We start from the raw sequence: 19,993 nt of genomic DNA, 5'->3' as shown, positions 1-19,993 counted from the left end.
ATCCTTTGAGCGGAATTGCTGATATCTAAGGAGTGCGAAATGCAATTGAGCAGCAGTGAGCCTTGCGTGGTTATATTAACCGAGAAAGAAGTAGAGGTTAGAATTAACGATCATGCATCATTTATCCTCCCGGCAAACTATCTTGCCGCCTTCGCCTGTAATAATAATACTATTGAAGTTTCCACAGTAAATAATGCCCTTATTGCTCATATTAATCGTAAAGTTATTCATGATTATTTACTATTTCTGAATAAAAATCTAATCAGTGTAAATCCCTGGCCACGACTGGCAGCGCCCGTTATTGCCTGCCACAGCCGCACCCCGGAAGTTTTCCGGCTGGCGGCCAGCCATAGCCAACAGCAAGACTGCAAACCTTGTGAAACAGAACTTACTCGCGCGTTACTATTTACCGTTTTGTCAAACTTCCTCGATCAATCACGCTTTATTGCCTTACTGATGTATATCCTGCGCAGCAGTATACGCGATAGCGTATACCTGATTATCCAAAGCGATATTCAGCATTACTGGAGCCTGCGAATTGTTGCCAGCTCGCTGTGTTTAAGTCCCAGTTTGCTCAAGAAAAAATTGAAAAGTGAGAACACTACTTACAGTCAGATCGTCACCCATTGTCGCATGCGCTACGCTGCACAACTACTACTGATGGATAACAGGAACATCGCTCAGGTTGCGCAACTGTGCGGTTATAGTAGTACGTCCTACTTTATCTCTGTGTTTAAAGCATTTTATGGCATGACACCACTGAACTATCTGACAGAACAACGCCTACAGCCAATACAATGATGGATGATACATTTATAATGTAATTATTATATTTGCATATCATCGCTACAAATGAGCGATATTTGATATTAAACACTGCAACAAATAATTACAATTCATCTATTTTATTGATATTAAGGAAACGATTATGCCTATTACCAATAACACAATATTATGTGACTACTTTCCCAAAAACACACTATCAGAGGTTAATACAGAGAAAACTATAAATAAAATAAATCAGCAACGATGTTCATGGGAAGATACAACAGGGGGAAATTTTATTCAGTTTCTGATTGCATCTGAAATACAAAAAAAAGCAACCGGATTAACGGCATTCTCCACAAAAGCCGGAGAGATAGACTTTTATGCCAGTCTTCTTAATTTGCGCACTAACGCAGGATGTAGTTATCGACAATGCATAACACCTGAATACTCTGATGGCAGCAGAATTATATTAGACGAATCAGAGGAAGGTAAAATTAGCGTCAGCGTGTTACTTTATAATGAAATGGTGAGTGGTTATATGGTTGATTCCGCTCATCCATCTTATGAAATGCTTCATTTATTTTTTCCAATAGCCCAACATGTCACAAATCTTGAGACATTTGCAGGAAGCCTTAAAGAAATAATAGGCTAAGTCGTATCCTGGCCGCATAGAAATTGATGAAAATTTCAAATATTGCCTCTGACTTGCAAAAACAAAAAACGAGAATTTATATCTTAAAATGGCGCGCCCTGCAGGATTCGAACCTGCGGCCCACGACTTAGAAGGTCGTTGCTCTATCCAACTGAGCTAAGGGCGCACTAGGAAGTGATACCGCTATGTGGATCTTTCGCCTGAATTATACGGTCACCCCTTGCTGAGTCAATGGGTTTTGAACTGGTTGCTGAACAAGTGAACGATGACGTCTGATTCATCTCCCCCAAAAAGGGATAACAAAACGTTCCAGATGCCGATCTCAGGCGAGATAACTGTCTGGTTGAACATCCACAGGAAAGTGCATTTTCTATTCTTACTCTTAAGATGCGCTACCGTTTGAGAGTGGTAACTATGAGGCCTGCATCGGTTATCGTTATGGATACGCATCCCATCATCAGGATGTCCATTGAAGTCCTTTTAGAAAAACATGACAATCTGCAAATTGTGTTAAAAACTGATGATCATCGCATCACTATTGATTATCTTCGTTGCCATTCTGTCGATTTAATCATTATGGATATCGACCTCCCTGGTATAGATGGCTTTACTTTCTTAAAAAAAATCAAACAAATTCAGAGCGCTACCAGAGTACTTTTTTTATCCTCAAAAACAGAATGTTTTTATGCCGGACGGGCCATTCAGGCTGGTGCCAGTGGTTTCGTCAGTAAATGTCATGATCAAAATGACATTTTCCATGCTGTACAAATGATACTTGCAGGCTATACATTTTTTCCCTCAGAAACCATCCACTATATAAAAAATAGTCAACATGCGCACGAATGTTATATATCTACGCCATTAACCAATCGTGAGTTAACTATTTTGCGTTATCTTGTCAATGGGTTATCAAATAAAGAGATCGCCGGACAATTACTGTTGAGTAACAAAACAGTTAGCGCCCACAAGTCTAATATCTATAGCAAACTAGGTTTGCATTCAATTGTTGAGCTAATCAATTATGCCAGATTATATGAATTAATATAAACCTAATTATAATTAATCATAAACGTCGCATCTGCTTTCGCCGCCCCGGCCTGAACACCACTTGCTAACACAATGTAATTAGCAAAAAAATTCAACGTGACGTTTCCATTTGCATCAACCGCGACTGTCTGGCTAGACTCGCCGAGCGGTAATCTGCCGCGATCGCTATTATGCAGTTCTATTGCGACATTTTGCGCCATGACCGCATCATCCAGTGCAAGTAAGCTGTTATCCGTCGCCGGCGTCCCTGCAAATGTAACAGATGCCGAACCTGGCGGACACCCTTCCAGTCGCAGGCTGAATGGAATAAGTGCTGTCGTATCGCCTGCAGATAATAATTGCTTCGTCGGCCATCTGCCTAACTCTACCGTTTTATCGATATCTGCTGTATTTACGGTACAGGAAAAATCAATGATATTGCCATGCAATTCGATATTAATCGTCCCTAATGGATCTGCAGCCCAACTGCAAGAACTCAATATTATTCCCGATACAAAACCCAAGACTTTTTTTAACTGCATTCTACGCCCCTCATTGATAATCCACTCGCAGATATCCCCGTGCACTAAATGGGCCTTCTGTTGGTTTTAATCCAGTGATACTTACAGGCCAGGCATGAATCGTCACACTGGCTGCAGCTTGAGTGTCCAGACGAAAAGGAATAATACTATTCAAATCATTTGGCGTAAGCGGCATATTATTCTGATCTGCAATAATAAAACCTAAATCGGGATTATCTGACACCATCGCTTGTCCAGAAACGGTTTCTGCCTCAAGGCGCATCGTCAAATAAGCTTCCGCGGCAACATTAGTACATTTTATTGCAATCGACTTTGTTTGCGGCATGACGCCGTCAGGTCGATTCCCAGGACCAGCCTCACTAAATAATGATGCGCCTATATCACCAAAATCAAATTCTACAATTTGACCAGTATTCAACTCACAATTTTGCGGAACTTCTACCGTACCACTAAAACTAATTGTATAAACTGGCGTTATCAACGGATCAAATGGCGTTGTTGTTACATAGACAGTAAACATCACTTGCCGGGGGATCTCAACCATATTAATAAACGGGCGAATAACTTTTAAGCGGAATATAAGATGAGAATCCATAACACCAAAGGGCAAATGATTCTTAACATTTTCATACCTTCCCATTTGGATATAATTTTTTGGCGGGTACTGAGTATTCATTATACTATCATCCAGACTCATAGCCCCCAAAAGATAATCATTTAACTTTAAATATTGATAATTGTCGATCGTTTCCTGAACGGTAAAATTAGTCACATAACTACGAAAAGTATAATCCACCAGAGTTCCTACCGGACAGATGGCTGTTACTCCTACCCACCCTGATTTTTCTGGTAAGACAACAATCTGCCCCGGTTGATTATTCGTACTGTTAAAAACATTAGACAGATCATAATAGACATCAGTCGGAGCACCATCGTAATTTTCGCATACAGTGCCCCATGCCGGGCATGTTAGCCACAAACAAGTTACCACCAATATTAATTTCCAGATTAATTTCATTGGTTATACCCTTTATGATGACGAAGATGCACAAGTTGCCTGAATAACCGTTATTGCCTGCTGTAAACTTTCTTGCGGTAATACATAATGAGCCATACAGCGAGAGTGAACGCTCTCTCCCCATTGAATCAATAAATTTCCAGATAACGGCGCACCACTCAGATAAATTTGCCCGTCATCCCCCACCATACTGGTTATACCGGTGGTTGTTTCACATACCTGAGAACCAAATGGCACAGGTTTACCCCCCTGAAGTACGGTAATGAGCGCCCGCACGCCTATACGCGTATCAAACTCTGCACGGACCAGCGCACCTTGCGTCGGCACAACACTGCTGATATTTTTTTCCACATCGATAGAATTACCCATCGAGTTAGTATCCAGCGCAACGCGGTTATAGCGATAAACAGTGGCATAAGGCATCACGGCATAACCGCGCCAATCCGTTAAAATTCCGGTCTGATTTTCAAGACGCACGCCGCTCGCGCCAGGCGCTTTGATTAATACATTCGTGTCTCCCAGCGGTTGGCTTAGCGTAACGCCATTTTCGTGACCGACGACACCGCCGGCGAGTTGCCAGTTAAAATCATGTTGGTCGCGATCATAGTTATAACCCACTCCCAACGTACCGTAAGAAGCTTGCCAGTTTGCTGTTGCACTACCGGTATAACCATTATTACTCGTGTCACCCTGAGTAACGTGATAGCTCAGGTTGTGCCCTTCCAGTAAGGTACCGCCAACGCCCGCCAACCAGCTATTTTGACCATTACTGTTTCGGTTTGCGTTAAATGTCGCGTAGGTGCGATCGATTGCGTTTTCACGTGTATAGCGGCGCTTAGTAAAAATATTAAATGGCACAGATAAATTAAAACCAACAATACGTTCGTTGTCTGGCATTCCTACTGACTCATTCCAGGAAAAAGAGAGTGAATAACTGATGCCATACCAACTACTGGTATACCCAATCTGATACCAGGTATCCGCATCAGAAGTATTCCAGTATTTTTGATGTGTTCCTGAAATATAAAGAGAACCGAGATCGCCTAATGATTGGGAAACATTCATCTGCATACGACCTTTACGATTAAATCGCAGGTTATGATAATTTACAATCACTGGATCACTACGCCGATTACCATCATAGTCATAATCATATTCATAGCCTTCTAAATGACGATACGCGACATCATCGAGAGTATAAAATCCCTGCGTAGAGTAACGATAACCGATTAATTGAAAATTTGTGCCGTAATTATTCATTGATTTAGCATAAAGAAAACGAATTGATTCGCCTTCATGGCGGCTATCATCCACTAGCTGACTACGAGCATGTGTTACATCTAACGACACCGCACCCAGGCGCCCTAAATTACGTCCTAACCCCAATAAAAATGCAGTGTAATGTGCCGATAATTGCGTACCACCATAAGCGGTAAACTCCATCGGCAACCCACTAATTACCGTTCCCTGAAAAAAGAATGGTGAAGATTGTTGGCTATTACCACTGCGATAGTCACCCATCGTGAGATCATATTTAAAGCGACCTTCACGTTGCAGAATTGGCACCGTAGAATAAGGAATGGTGTAATTCTGCTGATTACCATCTCGCTCATCAATGGTGACGTCAAGGTCACCACTGGCAGATGTTGGATGTAAATCGTTTATTTCGAAAGCACCAGGAGAAACATAGCTTTGATAGATAATATAACCATTTTGCCGAATGGTTAATTGCGCAGCGGTACGGGCGATCCCACGGACGACAGGGGCGAACCCTTGCTGACTATCGGGATACATGCTATCGGAAGAGTAGAGTCGGAAACCGCGAAAACCGACACTATCAAAAATATCACTTCCTGTATTACTATCCCCCATTACTATTTCACTCTTTAACGGAATGATGGTTCGTTGTACCCATGACCCAATATTATTCCATTTTTCAGAGTGGTAACCATTACCGCGGGAATAACTCCACGCTCCACTATTTCGCAAACGCCACGGTCCTAAGTTCAGCCCACTCAATTCGCTAAAAAAGTAATTGTCATTACCATTTCCTTTGTCCCCGGTGAAATTATAATTCAGAAGGAAAGCAGGAATACCCTCATCCCACTCCTCTGGAGGAATATATCCTCTGGCGCTATTTGACAATAAAATTTGCGGAATACTGACATTCAGTCGCAATGCTGAAAAATCAAAATTAATTTGTGCATCCGGGATAACTTTAAGTAAATTTATGCAACTGTCATTTTGTTTTTCCTGTAATGCCAGAAAAGCAGCCGCATTAATCCCTATTCTGTTAAGGAGCGACATTGTGAAACATGGCATCAGACCACCAGATTTATCTCCGGTTTTTTCTGTTGACGTTTCAAAAACAATATCTTGTGAGCCAATAAACTCCTCATTACGCCAGAGATCGACGCGATAAACACCTGCTGGTTGATGGTTACCTTTTTCGAAACGAGATAAATCAGCGACAGGCTCACCATTTGATAATAAAAATGCGGGATTAAAATAACTTTCTGCCTGACTTATCAGTGGATGACACATTGCCAGAAAGAACAATCCTTGCCGATGCGATAGATATCTCTTTTTTTTTGTCTTCATAATTATTTTCAATATGTTTGGTGAACTTGATTAATGCAAACTCACCTCTCTGACGGGGGTTACCGAGCCATAATCGTTAACAGTCTGAAACGTCAATTTTCCCTGAACTCCTGCAGGCAAGGGGAACTGTGAATTATTTTTAGGTGAGACCATAACGTTTTGTATTTTTTGGTTTCCTACTTTCAGGTTAACCAGAGTGACATAAAATGGCGACGGGTTACGGATATTGAGAACATTACCAGAACGAGAAAACTGGAGTAAATCCGGTGCCTCGGCGGAAAGTTCCTGTAAGTTTGCAGGACGGAGGAATAATTTCATCCTTGATAATATCGCCAGTTGCAATACGTTTCTGCCATCCAGCGCACCTTTATCTACCGAGGGTATCGTTTTGACATTCATCCAATATAGTGATTCGCGATCTGTCGCTAACGGTGATCCAGTATATATGATACGCAATGTATTTTCGCTTTTGGGTTCACTGACAAATAGCGGCGGCGTAATGATAAATGATTTATCTTTCACACCATTACTATTTTCAATCCAGGCATTGACCAGATATCTTTCCTGTAAGTGGCTATTTCTAATCCAGACCGATGTTTGTTTCGCATCTGCAGGATAAATAATTCGCGTAGCCCCCAGAGCAATTCCACCAGCCGCGTTAGCGTTTACTGAAATAAAAAGGCAACTTACAATAAACAATGAGAATAATGGCAAGCATAAAATTGTCTGATGCGCAATGTTTATCAGGCCTGCACGGCACCTGTAATATATTGAACTTGCATGAACAGAACGCGCTTTGTCGACAATCTGAGATAATAAAATCTTCAATTTAGACAACATAGCCAACACACCTTGTGTATTTCTGGCGACAAGAAAACGATGAACATCATAGAAAATAGAGCCTGCGTTTGGTCAACACAACATTGCTCTATACCTTAATCTTTCTAATATAGCGGCATGATGTAAACTCAATATGCCTTATGATAACCATATATCATGCCGCTTCGTCTTACAGAATAATTAAAAAATCGTGATAAGTGAGAGATTAAGGATATTGCATTATAAACGTAGCATCAGCATTTGCCTGACCTGCAGTTGCGCTAAGTCCCGTTCCCATATACCGTGCAGAAAAATGCAAAACGTTAGTCCCCGTAATTAAGCTTTGCGCTTCAGAGAAAACCGATCCATCAGGTTTTAGTGTTTTGGAAGTATTATCCAGGATTTCAATACCGACTCCTGTTGCCGTCGCTACATTAGTGCCTGAAACAATGGCTAATAAATCATCATTATTACCATCTGCCTGCCCCGAAAATGCAACAGCGGCAGTAGCAGCAATAGAAACATCACAGTCATTCAACTCAATAGTGAACGGAATTGATGCAGAAGTTGCGCCAACAGCATTAAAGAGATCTGTTCGATATTGACCGAGGGAGACAACCTGATCGGCTGACTCCGTATTTACAGCACAGGCTGCATTAACTAACTCGCCTTCAAAGTGAATAACGCCACCGTTGGTTGTTGCTGCATAGGTATTGGCAGTTGCAAACAGAGTGACGGCGATGATAGAAGAAATGAAGACCGATTTCATAGATATACCTTCATGCTCACATACGACTCTAATATCCTTACAGATTCGATTGTTACATTAATGGCATCAATATAGCTGTAAGGTTATTTTCATCTTCTAAAAATGCTTTTACCTCCCAGTCCTGGCATGAAGACAGAGAGACGGGTGAATGAAAGTTTCTGCGCAAAAAGATTATTCACGATAAAAATAGCCTTCCCTCAAAAAAATAACAGACCGAAAATACTTTTTCTAACCTCAGATATTGCCTAAATTGCTCTAGTCCATTGCAAATAGCTTGCTTAGCAAACTCACCAATTCGTTTGACATAGTTTCTTTATGTAACTTCTCGTGATAAATCTGAAACGAAACCTGACAGCGCGCCCCGCTTCTGACAAAATAGACTTATCCCCTTCGACCTACGTAACAGATGGAATCCTCTCTCTGATGGCAGCAAAGATTATTGACGGTAAAACGATTGCGCAGCAGGTGCGCTCTGAAGTTGCTCAAAAAGTTCAGGCGCGTATTGCAGCCGGACTGCGGGCGCCAGGACTGGCCGTTGTGCTGGTGGGTAGCAACCCTGCATCGCAAATTTATGTCGCAAGCAAACGTAAGGCTTGTGAAGAAGTCGGGTTCGTCTCCCGCTCCTATGACCTCCCGGAAACCACCAGCGAAGCAGAGCTGCTTGAGCTTATTGATGCGCTGAATGCCGACAACACCATCGACGGTATTCTGGTGCAGTTACCGCTTCCTGCAGGAATTGATTACGTTAAAGTGCTGGAGCGGATTCACCCGGACAAAGACGTGGACGGTTTCCATCCTTATAACGTCGGTCGTCTGTGTCAGCGCGCACCGCGTCTGCGTCCCTGCACCCCGCGTGGTATCGTCACACTGCTTGAGCGTTACAACATTGATACCTTCGGCCTCAACGCCGTGGTGATTGGCGCGTCGAATATCGTCGGTCGCCCAATGAGCATGGAACTGTTGCTCGCTGGTTGCACCACCACCGTGACTCACCGCTTCACTAAAAATCTGCGTCATCACGTAGAAAATGCCGATCTGTTGATCGTCGCCGTCGGTAAGCCGGGTTTTATTCCCGGTGACTGGATCAAAGAAGGCGCTATTGTGATTGATGTCGGCATCAACCGTCTGGAAAATGGCAAAGTTGTGGGCGACGTGGTGTTTGAAGACGCGGCTAAACGCGCCTCATACATTACGCCTGTTCCGGGCGGCGTTGGCCCGATGACGGTTGCCACGCTGATTGAAAACACGCTACAGGCGTGCGTTGAATATCATGATCCACAGGGTGAGTAACATGGCGACATTTTCTTTAGGTAAACATCCGCACGTTGAGCTGTGCGACTTGCTGAAACTGGAAGGCTGGAGCGAAAGCGGCGCGCAGGCGAAAATCGCGATTGCCGAAGGCCAGGTGAAAGTCGACGGTACGGTTGAAACGCGCAAACGCTGCAAAATCGTCGCCGGTCAGACCGTGAGTTTTGCTGGTCACAGCGTGCAGGTTGTTGCCTGATCCCTTTCCCGGCCTGTATCAACAGGCCGGTTCGCTTTTCAGACTTTTGCCCTCTACGCCCCGTTCATCCATGCTGATAGCATCGACATTTTGCCGAAGCGATCATCATGCCAACCGTTATTACGCACGCCGCCGTTCCCCTTTGCATTGGTTTGGGGTTGGGTTCGAAAATCATCCCCCCGCGCCTGTTATTTGCCGGAATCGTCGTGGCGATGCTGCCCGATGCCGACGTATTGTCGTTTAAATTTGGCGTTGCTTACGGCAATGTTTTTGGTCATCGCGGTTTTACCCATTCGTTGGTGTTTGCGTTTGTTGTCCCGCTGTTATGCATGCTAATTGGACGTCGATGGTTCAGGGCTGGACTGATTCGCTGCTGGCTGTTTTTAACCGTCTCGTTGTTATCGCACAGCTTGCTGGATTCGGTAACCACTGGCGGTAAAGGCGTTGGCTGGCTGTGGCCGTGGTCAGAGGAACACTTTTTCGCTCCCTGGCAGGTGATTAAGGTCGCGCCGTTCGCATTGTCTCGTTACACCACGCCGTACGGTCATCAGGTGATAATTTCTGAATTGATGTGGGTATGGTTGCCGGGGATGGTACTGATGGGAATGTTATGGTGGTGCAGAAAGCGCTGAGTTAGCAGATACATTGCATTGTCTCCTGGCTTTCCCCTGAACTGTATCAAACGCCATAATTACCTTCCCATTTTTGATACAGTTCAGTTTTCTCTCACCACACATTTATCATCTTCTTTTTGCTGTCAACGCCTCCTGTACCTGCCTTCCTGACTTCTCTCACGTCAGCTGGCACATCCCTTGCTATAGCGAACAAGCAATTTCTACAACGCAGCAAGGAGTAACAGATGGAAAATAAACAAGGCGCGCTTGCCGGATTACAGGTACTGGATTTAACCCGCGTACTGGCTGGCCCTTTTTGCACCATGATGCTGGCGGATATGGGGGCGGAGGTAATCAAAATCGAACGTCCCGGTGTCGGAGACGATACCCGACAGTTCGCACCATTTAAAAATGGCGAAAGCGCCTATTACATGAATCTCAACCGTAACAAAAAAGGGATCACTCTCAACCTGAAAGGGCGCGGCAAGGCACTGTTTCTGGAACTGGTCAAAACTGCCGATATCGTGGTGGAAAATTACCGTCCAGGCACGATGGAAAAACTGGGGCTAGGCTATGACGAGCTGAGAAAGGTTAACCCGCGTATCATCTACTGCGCGATTTCCGGTTTTGGTCATACCGGGCCATACAGTCAGCGTCCAGGTTACGACATTATCGGTCAGGCGATGGGCGGGTTGATGAGCACCACGGGCTGGCCCGGCGGTGAACCTACCCGCTCTGGTACGGCGATGAGCGATGTTTTAGCCGGGCTTTCGGCCACTATCGGCACGCTGGCCGCATTGCGCCACCGCGACCAGACTGGCGAAGGACAAAAGGTCGATATTGCCCTGGTGGATTCGGTCGTCGCCAGTCTGGAGATTATCACCCAGATTTACCTGACAGAGGGGCGAATTCCCGAACGTATCGGCAACCGATACGAATCCTGCTATCCCTACGACACCTTTAAAGCCCGCGACGGTGACGTAGTAATTGCCGCCGCCAACGACAAACTGTGGAGTCTGGTCGCTCAGACCATGGGGCAACCAGAACTGGCAACCCGTGAAGAGTTCAACAGCAATCCACTGCGCGTCAAAAACCATGCGCTGCTCAAGCCAATAATTGAGATCTGGAGTCGCCAGTACAGCGTCAATGAGATCGTCGATTGCATGCTGAATGCCGGAGTCCCTGCCGCGCCAATTAATAACATTGATCAACTGGTTAGCGACCCGCATATTGCCGATGCTCGCGAGATGTTTATTGATGTCGAACATCCCATCGCGGGGACGCTAAAACTCACGGGTTCCCACATCAAGCTGACGAGTACACCAACCGGCATCCGAACGCCTTCTCCACTTCTTGGGCAACACAATCAGGAAATCTACAGCTCCAGACTGGGTTTAGACGATGCGGAACTTGCGCAGTTGCGCGCGGAGGGCATCCTGTGAACCTGAAATCATGGATTAACGCTGCGTCTCTGCCGCCAGATATCGCTATGACAGAGGTTTGCCCGCGCGATGGTTTTCAGAATATCAGTACCTGGATCCCCACAGAAATCAAAACGCAGTCGATTGATTTGCTGATCGATGCCGGATTAAAACGCCTGGAAATCACGTCGTTTGTTAACCCGAAAGCAATCCCGCAAATGGCTGATGCCGGACAGGTAGTCGCACATGTTCTACAACGCAATACCCGCGAGAATCTGGGACTAGACATCGTCGCTCTGGTGCCTAATCTGCGGGGGGCGCAGGATGCCTGGCATGCTGGCGTGCGCCATATCAGCTATGTGATTTCTGCCAGCGAGCAACACAATCAAGCCAATATCAAGCGTACTCACGCGGATTCGCTGGCAGAACTGTCTGCTATTACCACTGCCAGACCCGATATGTACGTCACCCTCAGTATGGCGACTGTCTTTGGCTGCCCGTTCGCAGGGGCCGTCAGTGTTGATGCCGTTTTGCGGCTGCTGTCGGAAGCTGTATCCCGCGGCATCAAAGACGTGACATTGTGCGACACCATCGGCGTCGCCTCTCCGGTACAGACAGGGGAATTACTCTCCAGAGTACGCAACATTCACCCTCTGCTGGATATCGGTCTGCACCTGCATGACACCCACGGTATGGCGCTGGCCAACACCCTCGTGGCATTGACGCATGGCATACGACGCCTGGAGACTGCCGCTGGCGGGTTGGGCGGTTGCCCGTTCGCGCCAGGTGCGGCAGGTAATTGCGCGACAGAAGATACCGTCAACATGCTCTGGCGAATGGGTGTGCAGACCGGCATTGATCAGGAGAAATTGCTGCATGCGGTAGCCTTTATTCGTCAACACCTCCAGACAGGCATAACGAGTCATTTGTCACAGGCACGATGTTATCGTGAGTTTAATTTCCAGACAGGAAACCTCTGCGATGAGTAATGCAACCTTGCATATCCGCAATCTTGGCAGCTTTTTCGTCGGCGGCCAGGAGTACGAAATCAGCGGTCAGCCGACATTTGAAACCACTATCGCCAAAGGTTGTACCCCGTCGCGACTCGATCCTAACGGGCAATTCGAAGCGGGACAGATGTACGTACAGTTCATCGAACTTGAACAGCCGCAGGCACGTTGGCCGTTGGTGTTTGTCCACGGCGGCGGCATGACCGGAGCCTGCTGGGAAACCACGCCGGACGGTCGCCCAGGTATGCACCACTACTTCCTGCGTCACGGCCATAACACATATGTCTGCGATGGTGTAGAACGTGGCCGGGCTTCATGGGCTCAGTACCCACATATCTACGCCGGGCAACCCCAGTTCCGTACCAAGCAACAAGCATGGGAAAGTTTTCGTTTTGGTCCGAATTATCCGACACGTGAAGTCTGGCCTGGACAGCAATTTCCCGTCGAAGCGTTCGATATCTTCATGAAACAAGCCGTTCCGCGTTGGACATGCAATGACGCGCTGGCGGAAGCGGCTTATGCCGCGCTGCTCGCCAAATTAGGTAAAAGCGTCATTCTCGCCCATAGCCAGGGCTGCGGACAGATCCTGAATGTCGTGCAGCAACACCCGGAACGTGTGGCGGCAGTCATTCTGCTGGAGCCATCCGGCGCGCCGGATACTGCAGGCGTCGATCTTACGCAACTCCGTGACATACCGTTCCTGGTTATCTGGGGCGACAACCTCGACGCCGGAGAAACCTGGTGGCCTGAGTTTTATCGCAATGTCACTGCCTGGGCCGGGAAGCTTTCACAAGCGAACGTCCCCGTAACGTGGCTCCAACTTCCCAAACTGGGGATCCATGGCAACTCACACATTCTGATTATGGATCGCAACGCGGATGACATTGCCGCGCTGATCCAGAACTGGATGTCGCAACAAGGTTTACTGCATTTCACAGCATAACTACCTGAAGGAGATAATAATGACGACAGGATCGGGTCAATGGCGAGTACGCAACAAGATGTTGTTGATACTCTGGTTGATTTTTCTGATTTCTTACCTTGATCGCGTTAATTTTTCGGTTGCTTTACCCGCGATCAGCAATGAACTGGGACTCACTGCCGGCGAAAAAGGATTAGTGCTCAGCGCCTTTTTCATCGGCTATGGTTTACTGCAAATTGGCGCGGGGTTGATGGTTGACCGTTTTGGTGGTCGGGTCACCATGACGCTGGCGCTGTTCTGGTGGTCGCTGTTTACCGCCTTTACTGGCATGGTCGGCGGTTTTATTGGTCTGCTGCTGGTACGCCCGTTGTTTGGCGCAGGCGAAGCAATGCATCCGCCCGCCTCCTGGAAGCTTATCAGTCAATGGTTTCCGAAAAAGGAGCAAGTTCGCGCTAACTCGCTGAATCTGTGCTCCATCGCCTTAGGCCCAGCTTTCGCTCCGTTACTGGTGGTTTTACTGATGCAATGGGTAGGCTGGCGCGGCGTGTTCTACATCTTCGCGATCCCCGGTTTTATCGTCACCTGGTTGTGCTGGAAGTACATGCGTGACAAACCGGAAGATCACCCTGACGTAACGCCGCAGGAACTGGCGGAAATTCGTGAAGGACAAACAGCCTCCGATACGGTGGCGCTCAGTAAAGAAGAAAAGCGACTGGCGCTTGCTGCGGCCGTTCGTGAACCTGGACTGTGGATGTTGATGTGCACCTACTTGCTCTTTGGCATCGCCTTCTGGGGATTCCTCTCCTGGTTGCCGTCTTATCTGGTTGATGTACGTCAGTTTGCAATGGTGAAAATGGGGCTCGTCGCCTCTATTCCTTTCTTTGCCTCGTTCGTCGCGATGCTGATTGCCAGTTGGGTGTGTAATCACCTGTTTGGCGGACGTAAGCAGATTTTCGTCGCCACATGTTACCTGTTGGGTGCGCTGTTTATGTGGCAGGCATTTGCCGCCGCAGATCCCAATATGTGCGTACTGTGGCTGACGCTGACAGCAGCATTCGGCATCTTTATGCCGTTTGGCGTGTTCTGGGCAATTTCAATGGAAGTGCTGCCCACCAAAGTAATGGGCTTCGCCAGTGGTTTTATCAATACCGGAGGGCAGATCGGCGGTTTTATCGCTCCCATCGCGATTGGTTATCTGATTCAATACTATCAGGGGTCATATGCTGCGGGGTTTGGTCTGATGGTCGGCTGTCTGATTGCTGCGGCGATACTGGTGCTCACCATACGCCCGCGCAAAGCCGCCACATCTGAATCTCATTAATCATACGTTGGTGAACGGCGTTATCACCTTTAACGTCGTTCACTGTTCGCATGATGTCTCTGAATGTCCGTCCTGCATCCGACGCCACAGGCTCATACGGCTGATACCTAACAATTGTGCAACGCGAGTTTGATCGTCATTGTTGCGTTGCAAATAGTAGTGAATAATCTGCTGCTCCAGATCCCGCACCATCTCTTTGAGCGAAGCAAACTCCCCTTGTAACGTCAGCGGCAAAACAGCGTTATCTTTGCCCTGCGCAGCGGGCGACCAGACCATGCTCAGCCGCTGACGCCAGTCGGTTTGCGGCTCGAAAGTGACAAACAACGCCAGCCGCTCCGTAATATTTTGCAGTTCACGCAAATTCCCCGGCCAGTTGTAGCGCTCCAGTTGCGCCCCCACCGCCTCCAGCACGTGATTTACCCGGTGCTTTTCAATCTGCTGCTGACCAAGAAAATGTCTGGCAAGATGGAGAATATCGCTACGCCGCTCTCGTAACGGCGGAATGAACAACGAAAGCACATTCAATCTATACAGCAGATCCTGACGAAAGGTTCCTACCGACACGCACTGGTCAAGATCCCGATGCGTCGCGCACAAAATACGTACATCAACAGGAATAACCTGTGTGCCCCCCAAACGAACCACTTCGCGCTCTTGTAACACACGTAACAAGCGCGCCTGGAGTAACAATGGCAGTTCTCCCACTTCATCCAGAAACAATGTCCCCTGGTGTGCCAGCTCAAACATTCCCGCCTTACCGCTACGTCGGGCGCCAGTGAATGCTCCCTCTTCGTAACCGAATAATTCACTTTCCAGCAACACCTCCGGGATTGCCGCACAGTTAATTGCCACAAACGGCCTGTCAGCCCGGCGACTGGCAAGATGAATACCCTGAGCAAACAATTCCTTACCTGTTCCCGTCTCCCCCTGAATCAATACGGTGGCATTAGCGGCGGCATACGTTTTCGCCAGCGATTTCACCGCCAGCATTGCCGGAGAGCAGGTTAAAACATCATCAAAACTGTAACGTGCAGTGAAGCCTTTATTACGCAATTGATGGCGCAAACGTTGCTCCGCACGTTGAATCCGGCCACTATCGGCAAAAGTACACACTACGCCGAGACAGTATCCATCATCAAGAATTGGCACCCGATCCGCGACCAGCGTGCGTCCGGCTGTTTCCAGTAATTCGCCCTGTTCTCGCTGCCCGCTCTGGCGCACCTGCGGGACGCGGGATAACGGGATAACCTCGCTGATCGGTTTGCCTAATGTTCCCGTCGCATCGACATTCAACAATCGCTCCGCTGCCGGATTAATCATTGAGATACCATCCCGCTCATCGGTGACGATAATGCCTTGTGCGATATTATTCAGAACGGTATTCAGGCGTGCTGAACGCGCCGAAAGCTTACGCCGGACGCCCGCGATGTTCGCCGCTTCCTGCAATAGCTGACGCACAGAATGTTCTCCTGTTTCCAGCAGTACACAGGGGAACTGCACCGCTCCCGCCAGACGAACAGTAAGTTGCCCGCCGAGTGCCATCTCAGCGCCCAGTTGCCGGGAAATGAGCAACTGACTCTGCATCTCTTCCTGAGTGTGGAAAACATATTCGTCAATCTGCATATCCAGCGCACGAGCTATGTCCGCAACGCCAGGCATTGATTCGCCAAAATTAAAAAACGCGACATGGCGAATACGATGAACAAAAGGCTGTAGCGCACAGAGGAGGTCAAGCGGCGCGGTTTTGATAGCGACAACAGGGACATCTTGTACTACTGAACGTAGATATTCCGCCGTTCCTCCCCGGCTGAGCAACACTTCCGGTTGCTGTCCCAGGCACTGCTCGCTGATCTGATAGACTTCATCCAGCACCGCTTCAAGGGTATGAACGGCACAACTGTATTCCGCCGCAAGTCGCATAACCAGTGCAGAGAGTGTCTGGTAGGGGGTAATCAACGTCAGTCGGAAGGGAGGAAAATTATTCATCGGCAAGAGGAGATTCCATTCTGCAAGTTATGACGAAACCACAGTATGTTGGATGACAATAAAATTTGTCGTGACAGATGTCAGAGTGATGCTCAATGGAGACAAAATGAGAAAAGGGCAATGCCATTCAGACATTGCCCTGGATAATTGAGGAGGAGGAATTACTTACGACGCCAGGTGGTTCCTTGCGGGCCATCTTCCAGCACGATCCCCATCTCGTTAAGACGGTCACGCGCCGCATCCGCTGCTGCCCAGTCTTTCGCTTTACGGGCATCCAGGCGCTGTTGAATTAACGCTTCAATCTCAGCCACTTCGCTGTCGTCTGCCTGCGCGCCGCTTTGCAGGAACGCTTCCGGTTCTTGTTCCAGCAGGCCCAGCACACTAGCCAGTTTACGCAGGTGAGACGCCATTGCGTTGGCTGCCGCCATATCTTCCGCTTTCAGACGGTTCACTTCACGCGCCATATCAAACAGCACGGAATAGGCTTCCGGGGTGTTGAAATCGTCGTCCATCGCTTCAATAAAGCGCGCTTCAAACGCTTCACCGCCCGCAGGCGCAACGGTTTTGTCTGTGCCGCGCAGTGCAGTGTAGAGACGTTCCAGCGCCGCACGCGCCTGCTTCAGGTTCTCTTCGCTGTAGTTCAGCTGGCTGCGATAGTGACCGGACATCAGGAAGTAACGCACAGTTTCAGCGTCGTAGTATTTCAGCACATCACGCACGGTGAAGAAGTTACCCAGCGATTTCGACATTTTCTCGCGGTCAACCATCACCATTCCTGAGTGCATCCAGTAGTTCACATACTGACCATCATGGGCACAGGTAGACTGGGCAATTTCGTTCTCGTGGTGCGGGAACATCAGGTCTGAACCGCCGCCGTGGATATCAAAGTGGTTACCCAGTTGCTTGCAGTTCATTGCCGAACATTCAATGTGCCAACCAGGACGGCCCGCGCCCCACGGAGACGGCCAGCTCGGTTCGCCCTCTTTCGACATCTTCCACAGTACGAAGTCCATCGGGTTGCGTTTGTCGTCGACCACGTCAACGCGCGCGCCTGCCTGCAACTGGTCGAGATCCTGACGCGACAACACGCCATAAGTCGGATCGGTCGGTACGTCGAACATCACGTCGCCGTTGTCCGCCACATAAGCGTGACCTTTGGCGATCAGTTGCTCGGTCAATTCAATAATTTCTGCGATATGGTGCGTCGCACGCGGCTCCATATCCGGGCGCAGAATGTTCAAAGCATCAAAATCTTTGTGCATTTCGGCGATCATGCGATCCACCAGCGCCACAAAGCTTTCGCCATTTTCATTGGCGCGTTTGATGATTTTGTCGTCGATATCGGTAATGTTGCGCACATACTTCAGCTTATAGCCGAGGAAACGCAGGTAGCGAGCAACCACGTCAAACGCAACAAACGTACGCCCGTGACCGATATGACAGAGATCGTAAACGGTGATTCCACACACGTACATGCCGACTTCCCCGGCGTGAATAGGCTTAAATTCCTCTTTTTGGCGTGTCAGAGTATTGAAGATTTTTAGCATCGAAGATTCCGTTTAGACATGTGTGGTAATTGAGTTGCGTATAATACCCATATTTCCCGCGCGAATCAGCATACATTGCGAGATGATCCGATCGTGCGGTTATGCTATAACACCACCCTATATATGACCCGAACCGGGTCGAAGCACCAATCAAACGGAACAGGATGCAAAAATGGTTACTTTCCACACCAATCACGGCGATATTGTCATCAAAACTTTTGACGATAAAGCACCTGAAACAGTTAAAAACTTCCTGGACTACTGCCGCGAAGGTTTTTACAACAACACCATTTTCCACCGTGTTATCAACGGCTTTATGATTCAGGGCGGCGGCTTTGAACCTGGCATGAAACAAAAAGCCACCAAAGAACCGATCAAAAACGAGGCTAACAACGGTCTGAAAAATACCCGTGGTACGCTGGCAATGGCGCGTACTCAGGCTCCGCACTCTGCAACTGCCCAGTTCTTCATCAACGTGGTTGATAACGACTTCCTGAACTTCTCCGGTGAAAGCCTGCAAGGTTGGGGCTACTGCGTGTTTGCAGAAGTGGTTGAAGGCATGGACGTAGTCGACAAAATTAAAGGTGTGGCAACCGGTCGTAGCGGCATGCATCAGGACGTGCCAAAAGAAGACGTCATCATTGAAAGCGTGACCGTTAGCGAGTAATCGTGGCGACACTCTTTATTGCAGATCTTCATCTCTGCGTGGAAGAACCGGCGATCACCGCCGGTTTTCTGCGTTTTTTAGCGGGGGAAGCCCGCAAGGCCGACGCACTGTATATTCTTGGCGATCTGTTTGAAGCCTGGATTGGTGACGACGATCCCAACCCACTTCATCGCCAGATAGCGGCAGCGATCAAAGCGGTATCAGATTCCGGCGTTCCCTGTTATTTCATTCATGGCAACCGTGATTTTCTGCTCGGCAAACGCTTTGCTCGCGAAAGCGGCATGACGTTATTACCGGAAGAAAAAGTGCTCGAACTTTATGGTCGCCGGGTGTTGATTATGCACGGCGACACGCTGTGCACCGATGACGCGAGTTATCAGGCTTTTCGCGCCAAAGTCCACAACCCCTGGTTGCAAACGCTATTCCTCGCCCTGCCGTTGTTTGTGCGCAAACGTATTGCCGCGCGAATGCGCGCGAACAGTAAAGAAGCCAACAGCAGTAAATCGCTGGCGATCATGGACGTTAACCAAAACGCGGTGGTCAGTGCGATGGAAAAAAATCAGGCACAATGGCTGATCCACGGACATACGCATCGTCCGGCGGTGCATGAACTCATCGCTAATCAGCAATCTGCTTTCCGCATCGTGCTGGGTGCCTGGCATACAGAAGGATCGATGGTGAAAGTCACGGCAGATGACGTTGAATTAATCCATTTTCCGTTTTAACCACGAATTAATAAATTCCGAAAAAGGCACCAGACTACCGCAACCGGTATATCTTTTTCTGAGTCAGCAAGGTAATAGTCC

Annotated in this window: 19 protein-coding genes and 1 tRNA gene; 12 read left to right on the top strand and 8 right to left on the bottom strand. The window is 48.0% G+C overall.

Annotation, left to right across the window (positions count from 1 at the left end):
- Positions 1–39 precede the first annotated feature (39 nt).
- Complete coding sequence (locus PS053_RS20525; RefSeq protein WP_001177448.1) at positions 40–801, top strand: AraC family transcriptional regulator; 762 nt, start codon at positions 40–42, stop codon at positions 799–801.
- A gap of 127 nt (positions 802–928) precedes the next feature.
- A complete protein-coding gene (locus tag PS053_RS20520; protein WP_059218863.1) occupies positions 929–1,420 on the top strand; it encodes a hypothetical protein in 492 nt (163 codons plus the stop codon).
- An 89-nt stretch (positions 1,421–1,509) separates the two neighbouring features.
- Here PS053_RS20520 and PS053_RS20515 read toward each other — a convergent pair.
- A tRNA-Arg gene (locus PS053_RS20515) sits at positions 1,510–1,586 on the bottom strand.
- Between the two features lie 248 nt (positions 1,587–1,834).
- Here PS053_RS20515 and fimZ point away from each other — a divergent pair.
- A complete protein-coding gene (gene fimZ, locus PS053_RS20510; protein ID WP_002430233.1) occupies positions 1,835–2,467 on the top strand; it encodes a fimbria biosynthesis transcriptional regulator FimZ in 633 nt (210 codons plus the stop codon).
- Positions 2,468–2,469: 2 nt separating this feature from the next.
- Here the strand turns inward: fimZ and sfmF are convergent, their stop codons facing one another.
- From sfmF to fimA, 5 genes are all read right to left on the bottom strand, one after another.
- Positions 2,470–2,988: a fimbria assembly protein gene (gene sfmF, locus PS053_RS20505; RefSeq protein ID WP_256879036.1), complete on the bottom strand. Its 519-nt coding sequence runs from the start codon at positions 2,986–2,988 to the stop codon at positions 2,470–2,472.
- Between the two features lie 10 nt (positions 2,989–2,998).
- The gene (gene fimH, locus PS053_RS20500; protein ID WP_000767798.1) at positions 2,999–4,006 is read right to left on the bottom strand and encodes a type 1 fimbria D-mannose specific adhesin FimH; all 1,008 of its coding nucleotides are present in this window, start codon (positions 4,004–4,006) and stop codon (positions 2,999–3,001) included.
- 12 nt (positions 4,007–4,018) lie between these two features.
- Complete coding sequence (locus PS053_RS20495) at positions 4,019–6,607, bottom strand: fimbrial biogenesis usher protein (RefSeq protein ID WP_256879082.1); 2,589 nt, start codon at positions 6,605–6,607, stop codon at positions 4,019–4,021.
- Between the two features lie 30 nt (positions 6,608–6,637).
- The gene (fimC, locus tag PS053_RS20490; RefSeq protein WP_234696631.1) at positions 6,638–7,447 is read right to left on the bottom strand and encodes a type 1 fimbria chaperone FimC; all 810 of its coding nucleotides are present in this window, start codon (positions 7,445–7,447) and stop codon (positions 6,638–6,640) included.
- A gap of 205 nt (positions 7,448–7,652) precedes the next feature.
- Positions 7,653–8,195 carry a type 1 fimbrial major subunit FimA gene (gene fimA / locus PS053_RS20485; protein WP_000843548.1) on the bottom strand — a complete coding sequence of 181 codons (543 nt, stop codon included), beginning with the start codon at positions 8,193–8,195 and terminating at the stop codon, positions 7,653–7,655.
- A gap of 423 nt (positions 8,196–8,618) precedes the next feature.
- Between fimA and folD the strand changes: the two genes are divergently transcribed.
- The 7 genes from folD (at position 8,619) to PS053_RS20450 (ending at position 14,987) form a co-directional block, all read left to right on the top strand.
- On the top strand, positions 8,619–9,485 hold the full coding sequence (gene folD, locus PS053_RS20480; protein WP_000729157.1) for a bifunctional methylenetetrahydrofolate dehydrogenase/methenyltetrahydrofolate cyclohydrolase FolD: 867 nt from the start codon (positions 8,619–8,621) through the stop codon (positions 9,483–9,485).
- Position 9,486: 1 nt separating this feature from the next.
- Positions 9,487–9,699, top strand: a complete 213-nt coding sequence (gene ybcJ / locus PS053_RS20475; protein WP_000190292.1) for a ribosome-associated protein YbcJ — start codon at positions 9,487–9,489, stop codon at positions 9,697–9,699.
- A gap of 107 nt (positions 9,700–9,806) precedes the next feature.
- On the top strand, positions 9,807–10,331 hold the full coding sequence (locus tag PS053_RS20470) for a metal-dependent hydrolase (RefSeq protein ID WP_256879037.1): 525 nt from the start codon (positions 9,807–9,809) through the stop codon (positions 10,329–10,331).
- 227 nt (positions 10,332–10,558) lie between these two features.
- Positions 10,559–11,755, top strand: a complete 1,197-nt coding sequence (locus PS053_RS20465) for a CaiB/BaiF CoA transferase family protein (protein ID WP_059234301.1) — start codon at positions 10,559–10,561, stop codon at positions 11,753–11,755.
- Positions 11,752–12,723 carry a hydroxymethylglutaryl-CoA lyase gene (locus PS053_RS20460; RefSeq protein WP_256879038.1) on the top strand — a complete coding sequence of 324 codons (972 nt, stop codon included), beginning with the start codon at positions 11,752–11,754 and terminating at the stop codon, positions 12,721–12,723. The genes PS053_RS20465 and PS053_RS20460 overlap by 4 nt, the downstream gene beginning before the upstream one ends.
- On the top strand, positions 12,716–13,687 hold the full coding sequence (locus PS053_RS20455; RefSeq protein WP_273774358.1) for an alpha/beta hydrolase: 972 nt from the start codon (positions 12,716–12,718) through the stop codon (positions 13,685–13,687). Before PS053_RS20460 ends, PS053_RS20455 begins: the two co-directional genes overlap by 8 nt.
- Positions 13,688–13,706: 19 nt before the next feature.
- The gene (locus PS053_RS20450) at positions 13,707–14,987 is read left to right on the top strand and encodes an MFS transporter (RefSeq protein WP_000206944.1); all 1,281 of its coding nucleotides are present in this window, start codon (positions 13,707–13,709) and stop codon (positions 14,985–14,987) included.
- 39 nt (positions 14,988–15,026) lie between these two features.
- Here the strand turns inward: PS053_RS20450 and PS053_RS20445 are convergent, their stop codons facing one another.
- Positions 15,027–16,973: a sigma 54-interacting transcriptional regulator gene (locus PS053_RS20445; RefSeq protein ID WP_273774357.1), complete on the bottom strand. Its 1,947-nt coding sequence runs from the start codon at positions 16,971–16,973 to the stop codon at positions 15,027–15,029.
- Positions 16,974–17,134: 161 nt separating this feature from the next.
- Entirely contained in the window at positions 17,135–18,520 is a 1,386-nt protein-coding gene (gene cysS / locus PS053_RS20440) for a cysteine--tRNA ligase (protein ID WP_000912343.1), read from the bottom strand.
- Positions 18,521–18,692: 172 nt separating this feature from the next.
- On the opposite strand from cysS, the gene ppiB reads away from it, so the two are divergent.
- Both ppiB and lpxH read left to right on the top strand, forming a co-directional pair.
- Entirely contained in the window at positions 18,693–19,187 is a 495-nt protein-coding gene (gene ppiB / locus PS053_RS20435) for a peptidylprolyl isomerase B (RefSeq protein ID WP_000256002.1), read from the top strand.
- Positions 19,188–19,189: 2 nt separating this feature from the next.
- Positions 19,190–19,912 carry a UDP-2,3-diacylglucosamine diphosphatase gene (gene lpxH / locus PS053_RS20430; protein ID WP_000212249.1) on the top strand — a complete coding sequence of 241 codons (723 nt, stop codon included), beginning with the start codon at positions 19,190–19,192 and terminating at the stop codon, positions 19,910–19,912.
- Positions 19,913–19,993: the final 81 nt, after the last annotated feature.

It is taken from the genome of Escherichia albertii, from assembly GCF_028622335.1.
Taxonomy (GTDB): domain Bacteria; phylum Pseudomonadota; class Gammaproteobacteria; order Enterobacterales; family Enterobacteriaceae; genus Escherichia; species Escherichia albertii.
This window is presented reverse-complemented; position numbering and strand designations above follow the sequence as displayed.

What these genes read in the sequence shown, in the direction of transcription:
- PS053_RS20450 (WP_000206944.1), top strand. Translation starts at nt 13,707, where the DNA reads ATGACGACAGGATCGGGTCAATGGCGAGTACGCAACAAGATGTTGTTG.
- ybcJ (WP_000190292.1), top strand. Translation starts at nt 9,487, where the DNA reads ATGGCGACATTTTCTTTAGGTAAACATCCGCACGTTGAGCTGTGCGAC.
- PS053_RS20445 (WP_273774357.1), bottom strand. Translation starts at nt 16,973, where the DNA reads ATGAATAATTTTCCTCCCTTCCGACTGACGTTGATTACCCCCTACCAG.
- PS053_RS20465 (WP_059234301.1), top strand. Translation starts at nt 10,559, where the DNA reads ATGGAAAATAAACAAGGCGCGCTTGCCGGATTACAGGTACTGGATTTA.
- cysS (WP_000912343.1), bottom strand. Translation starts at nt 18,520, where the DNA reads ATGCTAAAAATCTTCAATACTCTGACACGCCAAAAAGAGGAATTTAAG.
- fimC (WP_234696631.1), bottom strand. Translation starts at nt 7,447, where the DNA reads ATGTTGTCTAAATTGAAGATTTTATTATCTCAGATTGTCGACAAAGCG.
- sfmF (WP_256879036.1), bottom strand. Translation starts at nt 2,988, where the DNA reads ATGCAGTTAAAAAAAGTCTTGGGTTTTGTATCGGGAATAATATTGAGT.
- fimH (WP_000767798.1), bottom strand. Translation starts at nt 4,006, where the DNA reads ATGAAATTAATCTGGAAATTAATATTGGTGGTAACTTGTTTGTGGCTA.
- PS053_RS20495 (WP_256879082.1), bottom strand. Translation starts at nt 6,607, where the DNA reads ATGAAGACAAAAAAAAAGAGATATCTATCGCATCGGCAAGGATTGTTC.
- PS053_RS20470 (WP_256879037.1), top strand. Translation starts at nt 9,807, where the DNA reads ATGCCAACCGTTATTACGCACGCCGCCGTTCCCCTTTGCATTGGTTTG.
- PS053_RS20520 (WP_059218863.1), top strand. Translation starts at nt 929, where the DNA reads ATGCCTATTACCAATAACACAATATTATGTGACTACTTTCCCAAAAAC.
- fimA (WP_000843548.1), bottom strand. Translation starts at nt 8,195, where the DNA reads ATGAAATCGGTCTTCATTTCTTCTATCATCGCCGTCACTCTGTTTGCA.
- ppiB (WP_000256002.1), top strand. Translation starts at nt 18,693, where the DNA reads ATGGTTACTTTCCACACCAATCACGGCGATATTGTCATCAAAACTTTT.
- PS053_RS20455 (WP_273774358.1), top strand. Translation starts at nt 12,716, where the DNA reads ATGAGTAATGCAACCTTGCATATCCGCAATCTTGGCAGCTTTTTCGTC.
- PS053_RS20525 (WP_001177448.1), top strand. Translation starts at nt 40, where the DNA reads ATGCAATTGAGCAGCAGTGAGCCTTGCGTGGTTATATTAACCGAGAAA.
- folD (WP_000729157.1), top strand. Translation starts at nt 8,619, where the DNA reads ATGGCAGCAAAGATTATTGACGGTAAAACGATTGCGCAGCAGGTGCGC.
- fimZ (WP_002430233.1), top strand. Translation starts at nt 1,835, where the DNA reads ATGAGGCCTGCATCGGTTATCGTTATGGATACGCATCCCATCATCAGG.